The 21,571-nt window shown below is 48.5% G+C and carries 17 protein-coding genes; 9 read left to right on the top strand and 8 right to left on the bottom strand.

What is annotated here, in order from left to right; genetic code table 11:
* Positions 1 to 47 precede the first annotated feature (47 nt).
* Positions 48 to 557 (bottom strand): outer membrane beta-barrel protein, encoded by a 510-nt coding sequence (locus tag HLG76_RS05415; protein ID WP_021023765.1) that lies wholly within the window; start codon positions 555 to 557, stop codon positions 48 to 50.
* Between the two features lie 220 nt (positions 558 to 777).
* Between HLG76_RS05415 and HLG76_RS05410 the strand changes: the two genes are divergently transcribed.
* The 4 genes from HLG76_RS05410 (at position 778) to HLG76_RS05395 (ending at position 5,155) form a co-directional block, all read left to right on the top strand.
* Positions 778 to 1,365 (top strand): nucleoside triphosphate pyrophosphohydrolase family protein, encoded by a 588-nt coding sequence (locus HLG76_RS05410; protein ID WP_077460857.1) that lies wholly within the window; start codon positions 778 to 780, stop codon positions 1,363 to 1,365.
* Positions 1,366 to 1,713: 348 nt separating this feature from the next.
* Entirely contained in the window at positions 1,714 to 2,487 is a 774-nt protein-coding gene (gene fabI / locus HLG76_RS05405; RefSeq protein WP_077660608.1) for an enoyl-ACP reductase FabI, read from the top strand.
* 43 nt (positions 2,488 to 2,530) lie between these two features.
* Entirely contained in the window at positions 2,531 to 3,952 is a 1,422-nt protein-coding gene (locus HLG76_RS05400; protein ID WP_077669872.1) for a bifunctional enoyl-CoA hydratase/phosphate acetyltransferase, read from the top strand.
* A gap of 3 nt (positions 3,953 to 3,955) precedes the next feature.
* Positions 3,956 to 5,155 carry an acetate/propionate family kinase gene (locus HLG76_RS05395; protein ID WP_077774238.1) on the top strand — a complete coding sequence of 400 codons (1,200 nt, stop codon included), beginning with the start codon at positions 3,956 to 3,958 and terminating at the stop codon, positions 5,153 to 5,155.
* A 13-nt stretch (positions 5,156 to 5,168) separates the two neighbouring features.
* Here HLG76_RS05395 and HLG76_RS05390 read toward each other — a convergent pair whose 3' ends face one another.
* On the bottom strand, positions 5,169 to 5,933 hold the full coding sequence (locus HLG76_RS05390; protein WP_175993233.1) for an ABC transporter substrate-binding protein: 765 nt from the start codon (positions 5,931 to 5,933) through the stop codon (positions 5,169 to 5,171).
* Positions 5,934 to 6,102: 169 nt separating this feature from the next.
* Here HLG76_RS05390 and HLG76_RS05385 point away from each other — a divergent pair, with 169 nt between their 5' ends.
* On the top strand, positions 6,103 to 6,792 hold the full coding sequence (locus HLG76_RS05385) for a hypothetical protein (protein ID WP_077660611.1): 690 nt from the start codon (positions 6,103 to 6,105) through the stop codon (positions 6,790 to 6,792).
* Between the two features lie 17 nt (positions 6,793 to 6,809).
* Here HLG76_RS05385 and HLG76_RS05380 read toward each other — a convergent pair whose 3' ends face one another.
* Both HLG76_RS05380 and fabG read right to left on the bottom strand, forming a co-directional pair.
* A complete protein-coding gene (locus tag HLG76_RS05380) occupies positions 6,810 to 7,517 on the bottom strand; it encodes an SDR family oxidoreductase (RefSeq protein ID WP_077668994.1) in 708 nt (235 codons plus the stop codon).
* Between the two features lie 34 nt (positions 7,518 to 7,551).
* Positions 7,552 to 8,283: a 3-oxoacyl-ACP reductase FabG gene (fabG, locus tag HLG76_RS05375; protein ID WP_175993232.1), complete on the bottom strand. Its 732-nt coding sequence runs from the start codon at positions 8,281 to 8,283 to the stop codon at positions 7,552 to 7,554.
* 207 nt (positions 8,284 to 8,490) lie between these two features.
* On the opposite strand from fabG, the gene HLG76_RS05370 reads away from it, so the two are divergent.
* The 4 genes from HLG76_RS05370 (at position 8,491) to HLG76_RS05355 (ending at position 13,936) form a co-directional block, all read left to right on the top strand.
* Positions 8,491 to 8,835 (top strand): hypothetical protein, encoded by a 345-nt coding sequence (locus HLG76_RS05370; protein ID WP_077460863.1) that lies wholly within the window; start codon positions 8,491 to 8,493, stop codon positions 8,833 to 8,835.
* Positions 8,836 to 9,266: 431 nt separating this feature from the next.
* The gene (gene hppD / locus HLG76_RS05365) at positions 9,267 to 10,352 is read left to right on the top strand and encodes a 4-hydroxyphenylpyruvate dioxygenase (RefSeq protein WP_077460864.1); all 1,086 of its coding nucleotides are present in this window, start codon (positions 9,267 to 9,269) and stop codon (positions 10,350 to 10,352) included.
* A 144-nt stretch (positions 10,353 to 10,496) separates the two neighbouring features.
* Positions 10,497 to 12,767, top strand: a complete 2,271-nt coding sequence (locus HLG76_RS05360) for a response regulator (protein ID WP_175993231.1) — start codon at positions 10,497 to 10,499, stop codon at positions 12,765 to 12,767.
* Positions 12,768 to 12,928: 161 nt separating this feature from the next.
* Positions 12,929 to 13,936, top strand: coding sequence for a sphingomyelin phosphodiesterase (locus tag HLG76_RS05355; protein WP_025744874.1), 1,008 nt, complete (start codon positions 12,929 to 12,931; stop codon positions 13,934 to 13,936).
* A 78-nt stretch (positions 13,937 to 14,014) separates the two neighbouring features.
* On the opposite strand, the gene HLG76_RS05350 is transcribed toward HLG76_RS05355, so the two are convergent.
* The 4 genes from HLG76_RS05350 to HLG76_RS05335 form a co-directional block, all read right to left on the bottom strand.
* A complete protein-coding gene (locus HLG76_RS05350; protein ID WP_175993230.1) occupies positions 14,015 to 15,211 on the bottom strand; it encodes an MFS transporter in 1,197 nt (398 codons plus the stop codon).
* Entirely contained in the window at positions 15,211 to 16,530 is a 1,320-nt protein-coding gene (locus HLG76_RS05345; protein WP_236719499.1) for a lysine N(6)-hydroxylase/L-ornithine N(5)-oxygenase family protein, read from the bottom strand. Before HLG76_RS05345 ends, HLG76_RS05350 begins: the two co-directional genes overlap by 1 nt.
* A 10-nt stretch (positions 16,531 to 16,540) precedes the next feature.
* The gene (locus tag HLG76_RS05340; RefSeq protein WP_175993229.1) at positions 16,541 to 19,207 is read right to left on the bottom strand and encodes a GNAT family N-acetyltransferase; all 2,667 of its coding nucleotides are present in this window, start codon (positions 19,205 to 19,207) and stop codon (positions 16,541 to 16,543) included.
* Positions 19,208 to 19,319: 112 nt separating this feature from the next.
* On the bottom strand, positions 19,320 to 21,548 hold the full coding sequence (locus tag HLG76_RS05335) for a TonB-dependent receptor (protein WP_175993228.1): 2,229 nt from the start codon (positions 21,546 to 21,548) through the stop codon (positions 19,320 to 19,322).
* Between the last annotated feature and the right edge of the window lie 23 nt (positions 21,549 to 21,571).

The raw sequence follows: 21,571 nt of genomic DNA, 5'->3' as shown, positions 1-21,571 counted from the left end.
GTAATCTATATCGTAACGACCGTTGTTTGGCACCCTGCTATGAGCGGTTAAAAGCCGATACTGGTACCGACACTCACGGAGCTCGTTTCGGCATCGCCGCGATCGGCATAGGTGAGCTCAAAGTTCATTTTAGGTCCGACGGTCGGTTGTAACTCAAAGCCAACCGTTCCGCTGGCGCCCCAACCGATGTCTTTATCCGTCCCAAATTCGGTTTGATAGTAGTTTCCCCCACCACGCAGGTAGACACTGCCGATCGTCATAGGGAAGTTAACTTGTACGCCAACGGGAATATAGGTGGACGTCAACGTTGTTTCTGTACCATTGGCGTTATCAAAGTCGGCACTGGTTTCACCATACCCTGAATACAGGCTGGTATAATCGGTCAGCCGCCACGTGCCATTCACTTCCCAGGTGTGACCTGTCTCTGTTTGAGATCCGTATTTAACATCGGTAACACTGGCGCTAGCGCCGATACTGAGTGGCGATGTTTGGGCCTGTGCTGCTGTGGCGAGTAACATGCCCGCACAAAGCGTAGCAAGCGATAAGCGTTTGGTCATAATAACAATCCTTTTGGCCGAGATTCGCCTGACGTGTTTTCTCATTATAAAACGGTAACGGCGAGCAGACACCAAGCTTGAGTAATATTTGCGCTGTAGCGCTAGGTCATATTAAAGAATCTGCGCAATTGATTTTAACTCCCCGCCAGCAGTGCTATTGTATTGCCCCTTGTGTACCAGCATGACGCCATGCGTGTTTGTTTCTCAAAGGGCTTTAAACATGAAATTTGCAGTTCTCGATCAAGCGATTTACGACCACCTTTACCGTGATATTGAAGCCTTTCGAATCACGTTTGACTTGCCTTGTAACGATCCAACCTCATTAGACGACAAAGCAGATGATCTTCATACGGCATTGGCGGTTGAGGAGATGACCGAACTGGCTGAGGCTGACTCACTGGTTGAACAAGTTGATGCTATCGTCGACAGTGTTTATGTCCTCATGGGACGCGCCGTACAGATGGGGTCGCGCGGGTATCGTGATCAACTTGAAGTCAGTTATATGATTGATATTTTACTGCAAATTGCTAATCGACTCGGGATCGATTTCATAACCTGTTGGGACGAAGTGCATAGCAGTAATATGAGTAAAGTTTGCCGCGATGCGCAGGCGTTCGCGGACACCCAAGCCTACTATGAGAAAAAAGGCATTGAGGTTGTGGCAAGCCCCAAAGATGACGGGATTATTGCCAAATGCGCAACAGATGTGACGGTTGACGGTAAATTGATTCGTCAAGGCAAGGTCATGAAGTCCGTGTACTATCGCCCAGCAGATCTTGCAAAATGTGTAATGGCCGAATTGGCTTAAATTCACGCGATATACGCTAGCATAACGCCGCTTTTTCTATAAAAAGCGGCGTTTTTTCGTCATGGGCTCAGAGCTCATTTATCACACGCCTACTTAAATTGAGTAAAAGCTCTCCATTGAGCCTATTGTGCAGGCTTGTCATTAAAGTTTTGCAAAAGTGTCTTGTTTTCTTACAAAGATTGCTTCTCATTTCATCTATAATTTTGCCTTTAGTCCTGATTTGGGTCTAAGTTAAAAGCTTGTGAGTCCTCTAAAGTAGGCAGCACATTTTTTAGTGTAACTGCTCTATGTGTTGAACGCCTCACGTGGAGCGGCTCACGCTTTCGTTATAAATCTAGGGAGAACATCGTGGAACATCCTTTCTCACTTGAAGGTAAAGTCGGCATTGTGGCGGGCCTGGCGAATGAAAATAGCATTGCCTTTGGCTGCGCCCAAGCGTTACACCAAGCAGGCGCAGACGTACTGGTGACGTATGGGTCACCTAAGGCAGAGCGCTTTGTCACCCCCCTGAAGCCGTCAATGGGGGATCCTGAAATGATGTTGTGTGATGTGCAAGATGACCACCAATTGGATGCGCTATTTGCGCGTGCCAAAGAAAAATGGGGGCGGATTGATTTTGTTGTTCACTCGATCGCGTTTGCGCCGTTAGATGATTTACACGGTCGGGTGGTGGATTGCTCTCGAGAAGGCTTTTCGCTCGCGATGGATATTTCCTGCCACTCGTTCATTCGCATGGCTAAGCGGGCAGAGCCTCTTATGTCAGCTGGGGGCACATTATTTAACATGTCGTACTATGGCGCAGAAAAAGCCGTGGATAATTACAACTTGATGGGACCGGTTAAAGCCGCGCTCGAATCGACCACGCGCTATCTCGCCGCTGAACTTGGGCCGCAAGGTATCCGTGTTCATGCCATTTCTCCAGGCCCAATTCGTACGCGTGCCGCCTCTGGATTAAAAGAATTTGAAGCGTTGGCGGTAGACGGTGAAACGCGATCGCCGTTACGTCGACTGGCAACGGTACAGGATGTGGGGAATGCGGTTGTTTACCTTACCGCTGATGCAGGGCGTGTACTGACAGGGCTAACGCACTACGTCGACGCCGGTCATCATCTTCGTTTTTAAATCAGCGTATTTTTCGACGTTATAGACGATTAAGGAGCTTACTATGACAGGGACACATAACGAGGAGGTCATCGAGAATAAGACGTACGATGAAATTTCAATCGGTGATGAGGCGTTTTTAGAAAAACGTTTAACCATGGAGGACATTAAGCTTTTTGCGATAATGTCCGGTGATGTCAATCCTGCTCATGTGGATGATGACTTTGCCAAAAGCAGCCGTTTCCAAGAGATTATTGCCCATGGCATGTGGGGCGGCGCATTGATATCAACGGTGCTCGGTACCAAGTTACCCGGGCCTGGGACGGTTTATTTAGGCCAAACGTTAGCCTTTAAAGCACCGGTCATGCTTGGCGACGTACTTCGAGTAATCGTACGCGTCGACCAAATGGACGATAAACGCCATCATATTGTGTTTGCCTGTCGCTGCGAAAATCAACGCGGCGATACCGTCATCGAAGGCGAAGCACGCGTATTAGCCCCCACTAAAAAAGTAAGCCGTCAACGGACAGTCATGCCAGAAGTGCGCTTGTCTGAGCGCGGGCAGTTACACGCGATTCTTACCGCAGCGGATCATCCTGATCCCATGCATACGGCGGTTGTCCACCCCGTTGATGACAGTTCTATTCGTGGCGCGGTTGCGTCGGCAAAACAGCAACTAATCATTCCAACGCTGGTGGGGCCAAGAGATAAAATTCTCGCCGCTGCAGACACCGCCGAAGTGGATATTCAGGACTTCGAAATTGTCGATACTCCGCATAGTCACGCGGCTGCAGAGCGCGCCGTGCAAATGGCACGAGCGGGTCAAATTGAAGCATTAATGAAAGGTGCGTTGCATACTGACGAACTGTTGCACGAGGTTGTCAAACGTGAGGGAGGATTGCGTACTGAACGTTGTTTAAGCCATGTAATGGCATTCGATGTTCCGACCTATCCAAGACCGTTATTTATTACCGATGCTGCGATCAATATTTACCCAGGGCTCGCGCAAAAGCGCGATATCATTCAAAACGCGATTGAGCTGGCGCATGCGATCGGGAACGCCCATCCGCGGGTGGCCATATTGTCAGCCGTTGAAACGATTAATCCGAAGTTGAATGCGACGATTGATGCTGCCGCGCTGTGCAAAATGGCTGAACGTGGTCAGATCACGGGTGGGATCCTTGATGGCCCACTGGCCTTTGATAGTGCCGTTTCTGAGGACTCGCGTGCAACAAAAGGTATTGAGTCGCCAGTGGCAGGGCGTGCTGATATCTTGATGGCTCCCGATCTAGAAGCGGCCAATATGCTGATGAAACAACTCAGCTATCTTGCCGATGCCAAAGGCGCTGGTGTCGTGGTGGGCGCAAGAGTGCCCATTATGTTAACCAGTCGAGCCGATGACGCTTTAACGCGAATAGCGTCAAGCGCGCTAGCGTTATTACTGGCGGACTATCAACGAAAATCGCTCGATAAGTCGCGTGTCTAGTGGATGATGAAAAATATACTCGTAATCAATAGTGGTTCGTCGAGCCTAAAGTTTGCGTTGTTCGACGCTGGCGCAATGTCTAATTCTGACAACACGGATCAGCAAGTCTGTGTATTTCGGGGGCAGTTCTCTGGACTAGGGACAGAACGAACCGCGGTGATCATGCATGCCGGGAATCATGCCTATGCCACTGCTCCGGCTGAGGCCAACGATCATCAGGCGGCTATTATGTCGTTACTCGATTGGTTAGGGCAGCATAATGTGCTCGAACGCCTCATTACGGTCGGACATCGTGTGGTTCATGGGGGGATGCACTATGATTGTGCCACCCGCCTGGACCCGGATAAAGTGACGCTACTGGACGCATTGACGTCTTTGGCGCCATTGCATCAACCTTATAGCCTCGCACCCATTCGAGCGCTAGACGAGCGATTGCCAGGTACGCCTCAAATTGCCTGCTTCGATACCGCCTTTCATGCGAAGCAGCCTTTAGAGGCTCGCCAATTTGCGTTGCCTTATGCGATGTACGATCGCGGCTTTCAACGGTACGGTTTTCATGGGCTTTCCTATGATTATATTTGCCGTTGCTTACCTTCCATGATTCCTAATTATGATCCCCAAGCACGTGTGATTGTGGCCCACTTGGGTAACGGTGCCAGCTTATGTGCGATCCAAGCAGGACAGAGTATTGCATCGACCATGGGGTTTACAGCGCTAGAAGGGTTACCCATGGGGACGCGCTGTGGCGCAATTGATGCCGGATTGGTTTTACACCTCATCGGTGAAGAAGGAATGACGGTCGCTGAGGTAAGCAAACTCCTTTATAAGGAGTCTGGCCTGTTAGGCTTGTCTGGGATCAGCAGTGATATGCAAACATTATTACGTAGTGATAAACCCAGAGCCCAGCAGGCGATCGACCATTATTGTTATCGTATCGCCCGAGAGATCGGGAGTTTGACTGCCGCCTTGGGAGGACTCGATCATTTGGTGTTTACGGCGGGTGTTGGCGAGCATGCAGCACCCGTACGAGACAGTGTCGTGCGCCAATGTGGTTGGCTTGGCATCAGGTTAGATGCATCGGCGAATCAACTGAACCAAATCTGTATCTCAGCCGCTGACAGTGAGGTGGGCGTTTGGGTGATCCCGACCGATGAAGAACGCGTGATCGCGATGGATTGCGTAGCGATGATCGATATGGAATAACCACGAACAATCGTTAGTCAGTGCGAGTAGCTTTGCGGCTATGGTTATCTATAATCTCTGTTATCTCTCCCGATGCGACCAGTTGTTTCAGCGCATCGGTAAGCTGTTTTTTTAAATGCGAATTTGATGACGTTTTGCTTAGGACAATGTAACTTTCAAGGGCTTCGGAGTAGGTCAAAGGCTGCTTTTCAAGCACATCGTTTTGATCGAACTTCGCCACCATGTAGTCAATTTGATGACTTTCGCCAATCACCACACTTGCACGTTGATTGATTAATTGTTTAATCGCAAAGTCTATTTGACTAACAGGGCGTTTAGTAATATTCGAGTCGTTATCAAAATCGGATGTAAAGCTGGCGCCTCGTTCGAGTGACACTGAGTATGAGTACAAATCAGATTGATGTTTAATCGATATCATACTGCCTTTGTGAGTATAGAAAGCGTATATGAGATTGGTTCGATAAGGCGGCGAAAGATAATAAAGATAGCGCTCTCTAGAGGCTCGCTTCAGTACATTTGTCGCGATATCTGCTTTACCCGTTTCTAACAAACGCAGACATCGTTTCCATGCACATTGAACGGTTTCTACATCAACAGCGATCTTGTTCGCTAGAGCATTAACCACATCAACATCAATACCTTGGTAGGGATACTCACTGGTATCACTCCATGGTGGCCAATGCGGTATTGCATATATAATGATTTTATTTTCAGTGGCATAAGTGCATGCACTAAATGCGATGGTGATAAAAAATGCATGAATGAGACAGCGTCGCATAAGGCTCTTCCGAGTGACCACTTTTGAAGAGTGTAGCAGGGGCTACAGAGACTGCGATTCTGATTGTTCGTAAAAAATGTGATATTCCATACAAAGTTATCTCTTTCAGTCCACGACTGGGCGTGAAATGCGTATCCTTAGCGCCGACAAAGGATGTAAGGATAACACTATGATGCGCGGGTTTTGGGTGGGGTTATTGATACTCAGCCTAACAGGATGTGCACAAAAGCTGGGACGGCCGTTTGATATAAAAAATCTTGCGAAATCAGATATGGATTTGATTACCGATATTCATATCGCCGAAATTCGTCAGATCACCGAGCGACTACTGATCAAGCTCTATAAACGTAATCCCAGAGAGCTAAAAAAAGTGCCCGGAATGACCATCGACCAACGCGTTCACCAGCTAATGGCGGAGCAGCGTCCCCAGAATGGATTCCGTGAGCTGGGTGGAATGGACGGCATTGCATTGTTGCCGCTGGCATTTTCTACTGAGTTCGAGGGGGATCGTGTATTCGCACTGATGGCCGGTGTCACTGGGATGATAAGCGCTAGCTATAATCACCAGACTGAGTTCTTCTTACTCGATGATATTGATCAGCAAAAGCTTTATAACTGTGCACGTAACCTTGAAAAAATTGCGTGGCTGTTAAATAACCGTCGTGATGATCAAGGTCATTTGCTGCTGCTCAGTAACGGCATGAATGCAAATGGTGTCCCCAATTATAGTTATGAGCGCTTACTGAGTCAGATGATCTTGATCCAAGATATGATGGCACTGATGGTGGCGGACAGTACCAATCGTAATATCAATCAAGTGGTACACAGTATGGCCTCTATGACCTTTTTCCCGATTTGAACGCCACCGCTACCGGCCTACCACGCAATGGTGTTGCCTTGATAATCGAAAAAGTGTCCGCTTTGGCTGTCGGTGAGTGTATCGAGAACTTGCTTGAGCCCTTGCGCCGAGATGTCGGCGGTAATCAGCGCATTAGGACCGCCCATTTGGGTTTGTACCCAGCCAGGGTGTAGGGCGACGGTGCGAATCCCTTTTGGTCGTAAATCAATTGATAAGCTTTTGACGACTGCGTTTAGAGCGGCTTTGGAGCTTCTGTAGATATAACCCCCTCCTGATTGATTATCGCTCATACTCCCCACCTTTGATGAGATGAAGGCGAAAATAGGAGTATGTCCGCTATTGTTGGCAAGCGTGAGATGTGGGATAAACGACTCAGCCATGACTAGTGGCGCAATGGTATTGACCGCTAACACCTCTCGCCACGCCTCTGTGTCCGTTTCTCCTAGCTGATAGCCTTTGGGACCATATTGACCGGCATTATTGATCAGTAAGTGAATGGGCGTGTCACTGAGGTTTGATGCAAGTTGTTGCACTGCGGCGTGGTCTGTCACGTCCAACGCCTGTGTTGTCAGTGAGGCATAGTGATTTTTTAGCGTCATTAAATGCGGCGCGGAACCCGGAAAGCGGCAACAAGCAATAACACGCCAGCCATGTTCAAGATACCGCTCGGTAAGGGCTAAACCGATTCCGCGATTCGCGCCAGTGATAAGAAGTGTCGGGGTCATAAAACGCTCAATGTTGTGGATGAATATCACGTCATTATATGACTAATCCACCATCAACTTTAAGTGTTTGACCTGTGATAAAGCTCGCGTTGTCGCTGGCAAGAAAACTGATCGCATTCGCGATGTCTTGTGCGGTACCCATTCGCCCGAGTGGTGTCTTCCCTTTCATCATGTCGATGACTTTATCTGTTAAGTTGGCGGTCATAGGCGTTTCGATAAATCCAGGTGCGACACAGTTGGCGCGAATTTGTGCGCCATGACGAGCGAGCTCTTTTGACCAGGTTTTTGTCATTGCGATGACACCTCCTTTTGAAGCGGCATAGTTGGTTTGGCCAATATTGCCATCGGTACCGACCACTGACGATAAACTGACAATCGCGCCATGCTCTTGAGCGAGCATCAGCGGTGTTATCGCCTGTGTCATGGTAAATACCCCTTTAAGATTCACATCAATGACAGCATCCCAATCCTCTTCGCTCATCTTGGTTAGCAAATTATCACGCGTGATCCCTGCGTTGTTAACGAGCACATCGATGACTGCGTTGTGTTGGTGCAACGTCTGCACCCAGCTGGCGACAGTGTCTCTGTGGCAGACATCGAGCGCCACGGGTTTTATTACGGCATGGTTTTGCCAGTCTTGCATGTTATCTACAGTCCGGTCTAGCGCGTAAACGGTGTGTGCTCCCTGTTCGACAAATGTCTCGACGATGGAACGGCCAATACCTTGAGCGGCTCCCGTAATGACACAGTGTTTACCGGTCAGCATAGTTTTTCTCCTTGTTGTATTGATCAATAGGTTCTTGGGCGGTTGGTCATCTAAGCCTTTGCTTCTTCTCGCAACGTTGCGCCACTGAAAGATCAACGTGCAACAACTGGGCCAAAGGCAAGCGTATTAAGCATACATTGTGATATCAATCTGAGGAGAAATAGGCTAAAATTTAATCAAGATGTCACCTTGTTTAAGAGAGGACCTATGCCGACGTCAATCAACTCGCAACCTTTGTCGCAGCAATATATGCAGCGTCAACGTGACCGTCAGGATGATCAGGTCAACGGCGGTCTCAATAACTCGATGAGTGTGCAAGAACGCGCTGAAGTCATCCGTAAAGAGCGGGAGGAGCAAAAAGAGACTGCCGCATCGAGTGAGCAGCGCGAGGATAAACGCGACTATCAAGCTTTAATTGATCGTGTTGCTGAGCAAGAGGCGCAAAAGACAAAAGCGGACGCGTACAATCAGCAGCAACAGGCATTGATGGACCAAGTTCAAAAAACGGTTACCCCCAACGCACAGCAAACCAGCTATAGCTTGAAGGTTTAAAGCTTGAAGGTTTAAAGCTTGAAGATTTAAGCCTTGATGGCAGACGATGTTCAACAGGATCCCACCTGTAGACCGCTGGTTTCCCGACATTCTGCTCATCGGAAGCCATTATCAATCGGCCACGCCTCTCTTACCTACTTGGTTGGCCGTCGCTCTTCGGAGCGTCGGTGCGTTCATCTAAAATGCCCCGCCCTTTCTCCTGTTTTTGTTTCTTCAATGTAAACAAAGTGTATAAGAGGTGATTGAATCTCTTTACATGCCATTTTGTTTTATCACATTGATAAAAAACAACTTTTTGAGGATTTCCTTTTCCTGTTCAGTAAGTATTACAGTATTGGTTAACACTATTGTAACGACCTGAGCGTGCTGGATTACTAGTGCTTACTTTGGCGTCATGCTATTCCTACTGGCATCAACAAGGAGGAACCATTATGACATCCACACTGCAAAAACCTGTAAAAACCATTAACCCATTAGGGACAGATGGGTTTGAATTTGTGGAATATACCGCCCCCGATCAAGCCGGTATTGATGCGTTGAAAAGTCTATTTTCATTGATGGGTTTTGCTGAAATTGCCAAGCACAAACACAAGCATGTTTGGCTGTATCGCCAAGGCGATACCAACTTTATTGTTAATGGCGAACCCGAGTCTCAGGCACAAAGCTTTGCAGAGCATCATGGCGCGAGCGTGAATGCGATGGCATTCCGTGTGCAAGATGCTGTTCATGCAATTGCTTACGCGGCAAAACAAGGTGCCAAAGTGGTTGAGCCCAATATCGGTCCGATGGAGCTTAGCATTCCGGCGGTATATGGCATTGGCGACTCGTTACTCTACTTTGTTGATCGTTACGGTGATCAGAGTATTTACGAGGTTGACTTCGACTTCTATCCTGATTGGCAAGCGCGCCTTAAAGAAGCCGATGCAGGATTGAAGGTTATCGATCACCTGACGCACAATGTCGATATTGGCAACATGGATGTATGGGCTGATTTCTATGATCGTATCGCTAATTTCAAAGAGATCCGCTTTTTCGACATCGAAGGCAAAAAAACAGGGCTAAAATCTCGTGCATTGACTGCTCCGTGCGGAAAAATCCGTATCCCGATTAACGAATCCAGTGATGATAAGTCACAAATTGCCGAGTACCTAAAAGCGTACAATGGTGAGGGTATTCAGCACATTGCAATGACGACAGAGAATATCTATCAAACAGTACGCACGCTGCGAGATCGGGGAATGGCGTTTATGGATACGCCAGAGACCTATTATGAGCAAGTGAATCAGCGTGTTAGCGGTCACGAAGAAAATATTGATGAGCTCCGTGATACTCGTGTTCTGATTGATGGTGACGCGGATACTGGCATCTTGCTACAGATTTTTACCAATACAGTTATTGGTCCTGTTTTCTTTGAAATTATCCAGCGTAAAGGCAATCAAGGCTTTGGTGAGGGTAACTTTAAGGCTCTGTTCGAATCGATTGAGCTTGATCAAATACGTCGCGGCGTGTTGGATTGATCGCTCAGAAAATAAAACCCTTCGCGCTCTTTAACCGGAGCGCTTTTTTGTCTACCTTTCCTTGTATCTAGCCGGATATTTTTCGCCCCAACGACGAACGGGCTCTATGCTTATAGGGCAAGCTCTTCTATTAAATAGGTGATTATGAAAGCAGGCAAAGCCATTTTACGCCATTCCTTATCAGTATCGTTGATGACGAAGCTGGCGCTATGCTGGGTAATACTCATCGCCTTATTCGCATCACTATTACTTTTTGCCGATTATCAATCCCATAAATCACAGGTCCAGCGCGTGTTACAAGATGTTGGCAGCCGTGATGTCCGCACCATGACTGATCACCTATGGCGAGTAGAAACACAAGCATTTGAACAACAAATTGAACAACTTATTGCACAGCCAGAAATCGATTACATACACGTTTATGATGCTGACAGCACACAAATTGAACGTGGTGTAGAGCCAACTCAACAATCGATCCAGATGAGTTGGCCATTAATTGCCAAAAAAGAAGGCAATGAATATGTACTTGGCCAGCTTGATGTGGCCTCGAACTATACCGCATTACGTGCTTATCTAGGAGAGAGTGCGAAGTGGGCGTTTCTAGGTTGGTTGGGGGTTTCAGGGCTGGGCGTGATAGCGTCAATGTGGATAGTGCAACGGTATCTCACCGCACCATTATCGGCTCTGCACCAACAGGTGAATCAATGGGACAACGGCTTACCAAATCAAATCAGTGTCCCACCAGAATGTCGCGGTTGGTGGGGGTTTGAGGCGCGCTACAATGCTATGGTCACTCAATTTCGCCAAACGCTATCGCGGGTTGAGAACGAGAAGCTGGATGCCGAAAAGGCCAGCCACAAAAAAAGCGAGTTTCTGGCCAACATGAGCCATGAAATCCGTACGCCAATGAACGGCATTATCGGGATGGCATCGCTGCTGAAAAGTACGCGTTTGAATGATGAACAACAAGAGTTCGTCGAAATGCTAGAAACCTCCTCGATGTCGTTACTGGATGTGATTAACGATATCTTGGACTTCTCTAAAATAGAGGCAGGTAAGTTAGAGTTAGAACCATTAGAGCTCAATGTATTTGAGTTGGGTAAAGATCTGGAAAACTTGTTCACGTTGAGAGCTAAAGAGAAACACTTACAGTTTGGCTGTGAGATTGACCCAGAGATATCGCCCTTGCTGGTTGGTGACACACCGCGATTACGCCAAGTGATGATCAACCTAGTCGGGAATGCGACTAAATTCACTGAACAAGGCGACGTCGCCGTTTCGATTACCAAAGTTCTTGATGAGGGAAACGCTTGTGTACTTCGTTTTCAAGTGAAAGATACTGGACCTGGTGTTCCGATTGAAGCGCAAAATCGTATCTTTGGTAAGTTTGAGCAAGGCGACGCTTCAGCAGCAACCGCAGGTGGTACTGGGTTAGGCCTCGCGATTTCTCAGCAAATTGTCAACCTGATGGGGGGGCGAATCACCCTAGAAAGTGAAGTGGATGTGGGTAGCCTATTCTCGTTCTCGGCGCGCTTTGAATGTGCAGATGTGCCGCTTGCGACGCCCGTAGAGGCGTATTTATTCGCGGGCGCGCCAATGCTACTGGTTGATGACAGTCGTCTTAATATGCGGATTACAACCGCGCAACTGAGTAATCTCGGCTGTCAAGTGACCTGTTGTATGCATCCCGATGATGCGTTGCCGCTTATTAAAGAACGGCTTGATAGCCAATCTCCATTTAAAGTCGTTTTGCTTGATAAGATCATGCCCAAAATGGATGGCTTTAGTCTCGCCGAGCAAATTGTCACTGAATTGGGTGAGAGAAGCCCAGCCATTATCATGCTGACGGCTGCGCCTGATGTGATTGATAGACCGCGCATCGAGCGATCAGGCATTGAAGGTTATCTTGGACGCCCTTATCAATTTAATGATTTAAAAGCTAATTTAGTTCGGATCCTTCAACAAAGACAGCCCACGCTGGGTATTGTGCGTTCAACAGGAAAGGGGACATCACTGGCAGGGCTACATGTTCTCGTGGTTGAGGATTCCAAAGTTAATCAACGCGTTACAGAAGCTATGCTGACGCAGTTAGGCATCAATGTGCGATCAGCGGATAACGGCGAGCAAGCGTTAGCCCTTTGGAGCAGTCAGCCTTTTGACGCCATTTTCATGGACTGCCAAATGCCGGTCATGGACGGCTATGAGGCGGCAGCACTGATCAGGCGTAAAGCGTCTCGCACGGACCGAATCCCCATTATTGCATTAACTGCCAACGCAACAGCAGAAGATAAAGAAGCATGCTTAGCGGCTGGCATGGATGATTATATTGCTAAGCCTGTTCGACAACACGAACTAGCAACCATGCTAAGAAAGCATACGTTTACCACAGACACACAACTATTGACCAAAGAGTAAGCGAAATAGTCAGCGCTGTTACGCAAGTGTGATCTTAGTTACAAACATATCATAAAATACGAAGGATTCTTGGTGTGGTCTAACCTCTTTTCGTTAGGGTTCTAATCTTTGAGTGGGCTTGGCACCAAACATAATTAGAAAGCAAAACGCAAAGAGGAAATATGAACAGAAAAAAACTGTTTTCAGGGGTAGCGGCTTTATTGCTAAGTGTCGGCGCTCATGCTGGCGAACTTAACGTGATGGCTTATAACATCATGCAATTGAGCAACCTACAAGATTGGGATCAAGCAGAACGAGCGGCTCGTTTACCGACTGCGATTGCCGACATGGATACCCAGCCCGACATCATTTTGGTTAGCGAAGCCTTCAACGCTGAAGCAGAGCAAGCAATGAACCAACTTGCCAACCTATATCCTTACCAAACGCCCAATGTGGGGCAAGATTGCAGTGGTGAGGGTTGGGATGCATTAACAGGAGATTGCTCTAACTCTCCTTTCGTCGTCCGGGGTGGCGTCACCATTATTTCCAAGTATCCGATTTTGACTCAGCAAGCGCACATTTATAATAACAGTTTACGGGGCAGCTGGGACTATCAAGCAAATAAGGGGTTTGCGTACGCTAAGATCGATAAAAATGGCGAGATCTTCCATTTGATAGGTACGCACTTACAAGCCACGCATGATGGCATGTCTGATGAAGAACACGAGGTTCGTTTAGGGCAACTTGGCGAGATCAAACAATTTATTAGCAACAAAGACATACCGACTGACGAACCCGTGATTGTCGGCGGAGATATGAATGTGGAATGGAGCCGTCAAGATGAAATTAAGGATATGAAAGCGGCACTTAATGGTGCACTGCGCTTCTCTGAGCCTGAAGTGACCTCTTTCTCCGCTGAACATAACTGGTTTACTAAAGCAAACGCGTATCACTTTGAGTATGATCTGAATTACAACACGACGTTAGATTATATTTTATGGAGTCGCGATCATGGCAAGCCTGTTAACCAGCCGCAAATGCAGGTTGTGCGCTTAAAAGCGAAGGATAGCTGGTACTGGGATTACTTAGAAGGTGAGTGGCCACAAGAAGCAGGACAAACCTATCATGATGGTTACTACAATGAGCTTTCTGATCACTATCCGGTAATGATTCAGTTTAAATATCAATAGTGTGATTGAGTGATCTCATTCAGTTTTTGCCGGAAAACGGCAAAAACTCGCTGGAAAAAACGGTGAGCCTTAGTTGGTTCACTGTTTATATGCTGCATTTAATATGCCCAGTAGCACCATGGTTGCAAGGCTGACGCAAGTGATGATGGGAAGAGGTGGATAATTAAGTGTTAATGTCGCTAATAGTGACGCGAATCCATATCCGAGCGTATGCGCCATAGCGATATAACCACTGACTTTCCCCGGTTCATTGTCGAGCCTTTGCATCGCTTGGCTAGTATAGGCAGGGATCAGCAACGCACAGGCCCCTGATATTACGAGCATAGCAACGATTAATGCGCCCAGGGTAGGGAGTAAAAGTAAGCTATAACCTGCAACTAAGCTGATTGCGCCGATGCCCAGCATGTGGTCGATGCTTAGACGCTGTTTTTTTACCACCAACACTTGTACGGTGAGCGTTGCAATGCCGCTTAAGGTAAGCAAATAGCTCATCATCTGGCTAACTTTACTGGCAGACCATTCGGTGATGGTATGGAGTATCGGCGTGAGGTTGTATTGCAATAGGGCAATTGCTGCACACACGGCGAGTCCATATCCCATATAGGGCCAAATAGCTTTTGGCGCCAGCCACTGACTGACAGGCGAGCTTGATGTATCTTTCTGGCCCTCACGGTGAGGCATGAGGCTGATAACCAATGTGGCGATTAATGGCAGTAATAACATCAGCACAAGTGAGGCATACGGGCTGACGATTAAAACCGCCGAGGCGATTAATGGGCCGGCCAAGCGACCGAGACTTAAACCAATACTGATTGAGGTGATCGCCTGCATGCGGCGTGCCTCGCCAGCGAGTAACACGGCCCAATGCTGATTGGCGGGAACCATGCCCGCCACGGTTAAGCCATACACGACTCTTGCCATCAGCGCTAATGCTAACCAAGGCCATTGGTTGAGGCTGTTTTGCGCGCCCAGCGTGGCGATCAGTAACAGGACAAAGCTAATAGCCATGCCGATTAAGGCTTGAAGAACCACAAATTTGGGGCCGTACTGATCGCTTATACGTCCCCAAAAAGGCGCAGCAGGGAGAAAGAGTACACTACCCACCGCTATGATCACCGCCCAGGTTGACAATGAAAATCCGCCTTGTGCCACTAACAGTGGCAGCGAGACCAACAGCCCGTTTTGTCCAATGCCCATCAGAGCAGCAATAGACGTTAAGGTGATAGGATGCCATTTAGCGGTCTGTGTCGCGGGCTTTGTTTGTGTGTACGCCATTACCAGCCTGCTACCTTTTGCATCTGAGCTGACTGTGTGGAGGACTCAGTCAGCGTCCAGTCGAGTAAGCCGTGATGATGCGTAATGTCGTATAGGGGCGTGTCGCTAATCGCATTAATAATGGTTGCTGCCCGCCAGGCCGCGAGACTCAATTGTGGCTCAATAATACCGTGACAATGGGTGCCGACATTCATCATATATAAAGCGAGTGAACTGCCTTCACGCATTTTTACTCGGTAGTGAGCATTCACATTCGGTCGTCCCTCGTCATCAAGGTCGAGGTGGTCGCTTAAAGTATCGAGGCACTGAGGGAGTGCGCGAGAAAAACCAGTACACAAGATCACCACCTCTGCATCGAGTGCTGTGGTTACTCCGGTCAAGGTAGCTGTGGTCGCTAACTGGTAACCTGCTTGGTGTGATTGCATCCCAGTAAGCGTTTGTCCTGGAAGCAGTCGCCACCATTGCGGTGACCGGCGCACATATTTATCGTGATACAGGCGTTGATACAGTCCTTGCAAGCAGTCGTCGGTAATCCCATCACTGGCAAGCTTTTGTTGCGCAAGCTGAGTGTGTTTGATCTTGGGGTCGAGGCTATGAAACTGCTCTGCGTAATCAGGGATAAAATACTGATCAGTAAAAGGGTTCTCATCTAATCCTTGCAGATTAGGACGGCGAGAAATCCAATCAATATGCGCTACTTTACCAAATTCACCATCAAAGAGATGCTGGAAGACATCGGCACCGGTTTGACCACCACCAACAATGGCAACTTTTTTACCCCTTAAGTCCGGTTGTCGGAGGGCAAGTTCACTGGCATGAAAGACCCGCTCACCCACAAATGGCGCAGCACAGTCAGGCATAAACGGTTGGGTACCGGTGCCAACGATCAAATGATCGCAGCTCAATTGTCCGTGTGGCGTACTCACCGCGAAGCCTGAGCCGTGAGGCATGATATTCAGTACTGGCGTATCGAATTGGGTGTTGGGAAGCTGATGAGCCACCCAAGCCATATAATCAGAAAACTCTAACCGCGATACCGTCTGTTCGCCCCGCGCGGTAAAGGGATAAAATTTTTTGGTCTTAACCAGGTAATTAATAAAGGTGTAAGGGCTCGTTGGGTCGACGGCCGTCACCATGTCTTTTAGGTATGAGGTTTGCATTTTCGCATCATCCAGCAATAAGCCGGGATGCCACGCAAACCGTGGCTTTTGCTCAACAAACAAATTCGAAATGGACTGACTGTGGGGAGCCAGCAGCGCCGCCGCACTGAGATTAAAGGGGCCAAGCCCTACACCTAAAATAGAATAATGCCTTGTCATAACTGCATCCTTATTGCGCATAACGTGCGAAAAAGTCGTTACGCTCACATTGCATCAGTGCAGCGCGCTTATGGGGAAAATCGAATTCTTTTTGTTTTTTCATGCCCACACCGCGAGCAATTCGGGCTACGCGCCAATTTGTTGCATTAGGCTCACCCATTACGTTTCGGGTACGAGGCTCGGCTAAGAAACAGTAATGGATAATAGATTGCGCCCAGGTATTAAAGTATTGGCGACCCAAAAAGTCGGAATTACCGACTAACATATGCATACCACGATCGAAAGCATCGACATCGTAGTAAGGTCCAAGCCGGTCTTCCGCGACCCAATAAATTTCAAAGTAGCCGAAAGGCTTTCCATCAAACTCGCCAATCACGGGGAGCAAGTGCGCATCGTGATGGGCCTTTTGCAGATATTGACGATGAAACTCGAGCGAGCCCTCTAACTCCCAAATCGGGGCAATATCCGGATGGTTGTGCCAGGCGTGAAAGCAAGCAAGATCGCGTTTCGTTTCTGCTGGACGTAGCGTTAGTGTGCGCTTGAGGTGATAAAAGTAGCGACGATAGAACACGCCTTGTGGTTTCTCAGGTCGCGTTGGGTGGGTTAAACCGTTCTCTGCGGTTTGGTATACCTCATTGGAGGGTGACTGAGCTTGGTGCCAAATCGGGCAGTGTTGTTTAAACTGCGACAGTGTCAGTGGTGTGCAGGGGGCGACGACGGATTGCAGAGCGTGAGGATAATCACTGGCATACAGTGCTTGGCACTGATGCTGATAAAAGGCGTGCTCAACCGCCGCCCACCAGAGTGATTCATCATTGCAATAGCGCGTGGTTAGCGTCGCAGTGTCATTGTCCGGTTTGTGCAGCACGAAGGTCGCTTTGGCTTGACCATGTTCCATCACGTCGATGAGGTGATAAGACGCGTCGAGCGAGTGGCTGCGAAGCCCCACGGTGCGATCAAGATTGACCGGTTTAAATACGCATGAGCCCAGTGCGTTATCATCATAAAATGGGTTATCGATATCCGTGTAAATTTGGCTGGGATCGGCCAGTGTCGCTTCATTGTGATCGGCGAGGAAAGTGTGGAAGTTCCGTTTCCAGTGCAGGGTCGGCGAGTCGAGAAGATAGTCATACAGGCGGCTATCCACAGGATGGCTCGCTCGCCAAGTTGCGAAAGCTTGACGGCACACCTGCCACAAACGCTGCTCGGTGACACCGGTGGCTTCGCTGATCGCGGAAAGTGTATTGATTAGTGTATTACCAATCAGGTAGTAGCTCAGATACGGATCAACCTTGTCGGCTGGCACGTAACAGCTTGGTAACCCTTCACTGAATGCATCGGGGAACAGCGCAGGGGCAGGGTCGGTGACCCAAATACCTTGGCAGTCTCTGTACATCATGGCGCTAGGCAAACCGTGCGCGGTACGCAGCAAGATATTTTGCTGATGGGCCAGTAACAAGATGCCATAATCGCTGCGTGCCAAACACAGGGGATACAGAATATGGTCCAAGAAGGCGGCTAACCAATGATGTGCGGCGTCGTGCTGTGTCCATTGATGATGTTGTGCGGCTTGCGCGATCAGCGCGCCAATTTGGCTGCCTTGCCCATGTGGCTGGTTGATACTGGCGAGCAGGTGGACATCTTGATCGGCTTGGTGGGCGAAAATATTGTCGCGCAAGCTCACCAAAGGCAGTGATAAAGGCTCACCTTGCTTGGACAAAATGGTGCACCAGACCGGCTCTTCGATAAAGGTCGTCGTGGCGGCTCGCTGCTGCAGCGTTTGTCCGGGGGCTGCGTTGAGCATTTTACTCAGTAAGGCACCACGCTTGGCTTCAGTGGCGGTTAATAGCCGTACCGAGTTAGTGAGCTTGACAGGTAGAGAGACTTTTAACATCCACTGATGGTCGGGATGATAGATGGCGCGTGACGATGAGGTCGCCAGCCAGCCGCTACTGGTCAAGGCTAAATCAATCACGCTGTTTTTGAGTGCACGTGCGTCATCACTGTCACGCCATGCTTGCGCTTGTAAAGGATGCATGGGCAAGGGAAGCCAGCCTTGCGGTAAATTGGCCGCATGGGTTAAGCCCACGCTATCGACAAACAAGGATTGCAAGGTGTCGAGTACATCATGGTTAACCCCTTCACCTGTCCATTGCCCCGGCGCAACCGCAAACCATTCAATCGCAAATGACTCCGCAAATTCGGGTAGATACGCCTCTTGCTGTTCGGGCGTCAGTGGTTCATTGCTCTTGGGGGCAGGGTGCATGCTATGACCGCCGGTCAGAGACTGCTCCGATTCGATAAAACGCTGTGGCCAGCGGTCAGCGAACCTGTGTTGCCAATGTGCTTCTGCTCGCTGTACATAGGCGTCAGACTGGCTAACACGTGATGCAAAGCGGTCGAGACGCTCGCCACTGATCTCAGGCACTGATTGCGCGATACGGTAAACCGCATCGGCAAAGGTAGTAGGGACAGTTTCACCGTCGCTACCGCGCCACAGTATGTCACCTTGATAACGATGACGGCCGGCTGCTGAGGTGTAGGTGAGCGGTAATAATAATTCGCCGTGTTCACACGGGAAACTGGCGTGGTCAGGCTGACCTTTTATCACACGCGTGTGTGGGTGCTCGACAAACAACGCATTGAAAAACGCATTCAAACTCAGGGGATGTGTCATGACAACTCCTTACAGACACGGGCTTACTAAGGCAATGTTGTGGTGCAACTATGAGTGAAACAAATTAGGAGAAAAGGCGCCCAGCGAGGACTGGGCGCGAAAAGGAACATAGTTAAAACGTGGCGCTGTAGCTTAAGCTAAAGGTGCGCCCTACGCCGGCGTAGTCAAACAGTGCTGCGGCAGTTTGTTTCGATGGTTCAGGCTGTTCACTGTAGGCGTTTTGTGCTTTACGACTCCAAATGGTTTGATATTGCTTATCAAGTAGGTTTTGGATACCAAAATTAATCTGGCCTACTGGCAAGGTGTAGTAACCATTGAGACCGACAAGCTCGTAGCCTTCTAGGTTATATCCTGCCTCGTCCGACAAATCGCCAACGTGTTGGAGGTTGAGCTCGGTGCCCCAATCGAAGTTATCGTAACCCACTGCCGCCATTGCAGTAGAAGGGCTGGCATTGTAGATACTCAGCTCATCCCAGCTACCATTTTTCTTGGTTTCGCTTTGCACTAAGTGACCCTGCGCGCGGCTATACCAGACATCAGTGAAGTAATATTTAATCTGTCCTTCAAGGCCGTAAATACGCTTTTTATTACTGTTTAACTCTAAGCTAGCTTTTTTATATTTATAAGTCTTATCTGAGAGGGAGTAATAAGCAGCTAGCTGAGCATTATAGTCTTGTTGTTGGGTGCGCCAACCAAGTTCAAAGGAGTTTGTTTTAGCACCATCCAGCGGGGTGTTTTCCACATTCACACTCTCTTTTAACGTGGTTCCGGAGTAATCGCCTTTGCCGTAAAACTTACCTGGATCCGGCATATTAAAGCCTTGGCTAAAGTTAGCCCAAACTTGCTGGTTGTCGGTCAGGTCATATTTTAACCCAGCATTTGCCAGCCAGATGTCTTTGTCAGTGGTTCCACCTGGAATGGCATCAGCTTCTGGAGAAGAGGAAACTAATGTTAATGCTTGCTGAGCAAATCCAATAAAGTCATCGCCTTTATACTTGGTGTATTGATACCGTAATCCTGCAAAAGCGTTGAATTTATCTGTTATTGACCAATCCGCCTGCGCAAATATGCCTGCATTTTGGGTAGTAAAGTCGGGATAGCGGCCTATGTCCCCTATATGTTTGAACTCAAGGCCATTGCTAGCATAGCTAGTATCAGGGTCATAAACACGCTGGAACGCATTAAACTCTTCATGGCTATAATCGACGCCATAGTTGAGTGTGAAAGCTCCCAACTCCTTCTCTAATAATAACTTCGCTCCGATAACATTATTGCTTTGCTCTGAAGCACTCATGGTGAAAGTGTTGCCAACTAATCTGGGATATGGGAAATATCCAAAAGTCTCTTCACGATAGTAAACTTGCGCAAGTAATGAATGATTCAGTAAATTAACATTACTATATTGAGCGTTTAACATCATACGCTCAGTGAAAGGTTGTTCGTCAAGCTCTAGGCCTTCTGAACGCTTGAGTTTATTAGAATCTAATAAGCCAGAAAATACAGTAATCGCTCCTCCATAAATACTGGTTTTAGGCCCATAATCAATCCCATAATCCGTATCCTGCTGACTATCATAGTATTGAGCAGTTAGAGAGAGATGCTGTTCGTCATCTGGGCGGTAATCGAGGCTGCCCATCACATCAATGCTGTCATTAAATTGGGTATCGGTTTGGGTCACATCGGGCAGAATAGGATCGCCATTGCCGTCGTAGGCCGCGCCTTTGCCTTCATACGCTACTGACAAGCGCCCTTGCAAGGTATCACTGCCGCCGGATACCGCGACCGCGGCTTTTTTGGTCAGGTCGTCGCTGTTGTTAAACCCAGTGGTGACGCCGGTGTGAACCTCGAGCTGGGCATCGCCCGCTTCACCGCGTTTGGTGATGATATTGATAATACCGCCGGTTGCGCCCGCGCCATAAATGGAGGTCGCGCCTGATAGTACCTCAACACGCGCGACATTAAAGGGGTCGATACTATCCAATTGGCGGCTGATGGTACGTGCAGCATTCAATGCGACACCATCAATCATGATTTGCGCGCTGCGGCCACGTAAATTCTGTGAGGCGTTGGTACGTGCGTTGGTGCTGCCAAAGTCAAAGCTTGGGATCAGCTTCCCGAGCGCGCCTTTTAATGACTCACCGCCTTGAATTTCACGGGTTAATTCTTCATTGGTGATTACCCAGTTGGTGCTGGCGGAATCGGCGATGGTCGTTTGAATCTTACTACCGGTCACAATGATGGTTTCGGTATTGGCCGCAGAAGGGGCGGCATGGGCGAGATGGGCGCTGATCACTAACGCCAGCGGCGAGAGTGAAAAGCCGACTGCTTTTATGGTGTTCATAATTATCCTTATTCGTCACAACA

This window comes from Salinivibrio sp. EAGSL, from assembly GCF_013366455.1.
In the GTDB taxonomy this organism is placed as follows: domain Bacteria; phylum Pseudomonadota; class Gammaproteobacteria; order Enterobacterales; family Vibrionaceae; genus Salinivibrio; species Salinivibrio costicola.
The sequence above is the reverse complement of the archived record's forward strand: the minus strand, read 5'-3'. Positions and strand labels throughout refer to the sequence as shown.

Excerpts from the sequence above, each read along its gene's own strand:
- hppD (WP_077460864.1), top strand. The coding sequence starts at position 9,267 with ATGACATCCACACTGCAAAAACCTGTAAAAACCATTAACCCATTAGGG.
- HLG76_RS05395 (WP_077774238.1), top strand. The coding sequence starts at position 3,956 with ATGATGAAAAATATACTCGTAATCAATAGTGGTTCGTCGAGCCTAAAG.
- fabG (WP_175993232.1), bottom strand. The coding sequence starts at position 8,283 with ATGCTGACCGGTAAACACTGTGTCATTACGGGAGCCGCTCAAGGTATT.
- HLG76_RS05355 (WP_025744874.1), top strand. The coding sequence starts at position 12,929 with ATGAACAGAAAAAAACTGTTTTCAGGGGTAGCGGCTTTATTGCTAAGT.
- HLG76_RS05385 (WP_077660611.1), top strand. The coding sequence starts at position 6,103 with ATGATGCGCGGGTTTTGGGTGGGGTTATTGATACTCAGCCTAACAGGA.
- HLG76_RS05335 (WP_175993228.1), bottom strand. The coding sequence starts at position 21,548 with ATGAACACCATAAAAGCAGTCGGCTTTTCACTCTCGCCGCTGGCGTTA.
- HLG76_RS05400 (WP_077669872.1), top strand. The coding sequence starts at position 2,531 with ATGACAGGGACACATAACGAGGAGGTCATCGAGAATAAGACGTACGAT.
- HLG76_RS05360 (WP_175993231.1), top strand. The coding sequence starts at position 10,497 with ATGAAAGCAGGCAAAGCCATTTTACGCCATTCCTTATCAGTATCGTTG.
- HLG76_RS05390 (WP_175993233.1), bottom strand. The coding sequence starts at position 5,933 with ATGCGACGCTGTCTCATTCATGCATTTTTTATCACCATCGCATTTAGT.
- HLG76_RS05350 (WP_175993230.1), bottom strand. The coding sequence starts at position 15,211 with ATGGCGTACACACAAACAAAGCCCGCGACACAGACCGCTAAATGGCAT.
- HLG76_RS05415 (WP_021023765.1), bottom strand. The coding sequence starts at position 557 with ATGACCAAACGCTTATCGCTTGCTACGCTTTGTGCGGGCATGTTACTC.
- HLG76_RS05340 (WP_175993229.1), bottom strand. The coding sequence starts at position 19,207 with ATGACACATCCCCTGAGTTTGAATGCGTTTTTCAATGCGTTGTTTGTC.
- HLG76_RS05380 (WP_077668994.1), bottom strand. The coding sequence starts at position 7,517 with ATGACCCCGACACTTCTTATCACTGGCGCGAATCGCGGAATCGGTTTA.
- HLG76_RS05410 (WP_077460857.1), top strand. The coding sequence starts at position 778 with ATGAAATTTGCAGTTCTCGATCAAGCGATTTACGACCACCTTTACCGT.
- HLG76_RS05345 (WP_236719499.1), bottom strand. The coding sequence starts at position 16,530 with ATGACAAGGCATTATTCTATTTTAGGTGTAGGGCTTGGCCCCTTTAAT.
- HLG76_RS05370 (WP_077460863.1), top strand. The coding sequence starts at position 8,491 with ATGCCGACGTCAATCAACTCGCAACCTTTGTCGCAGCAATATATGCAG.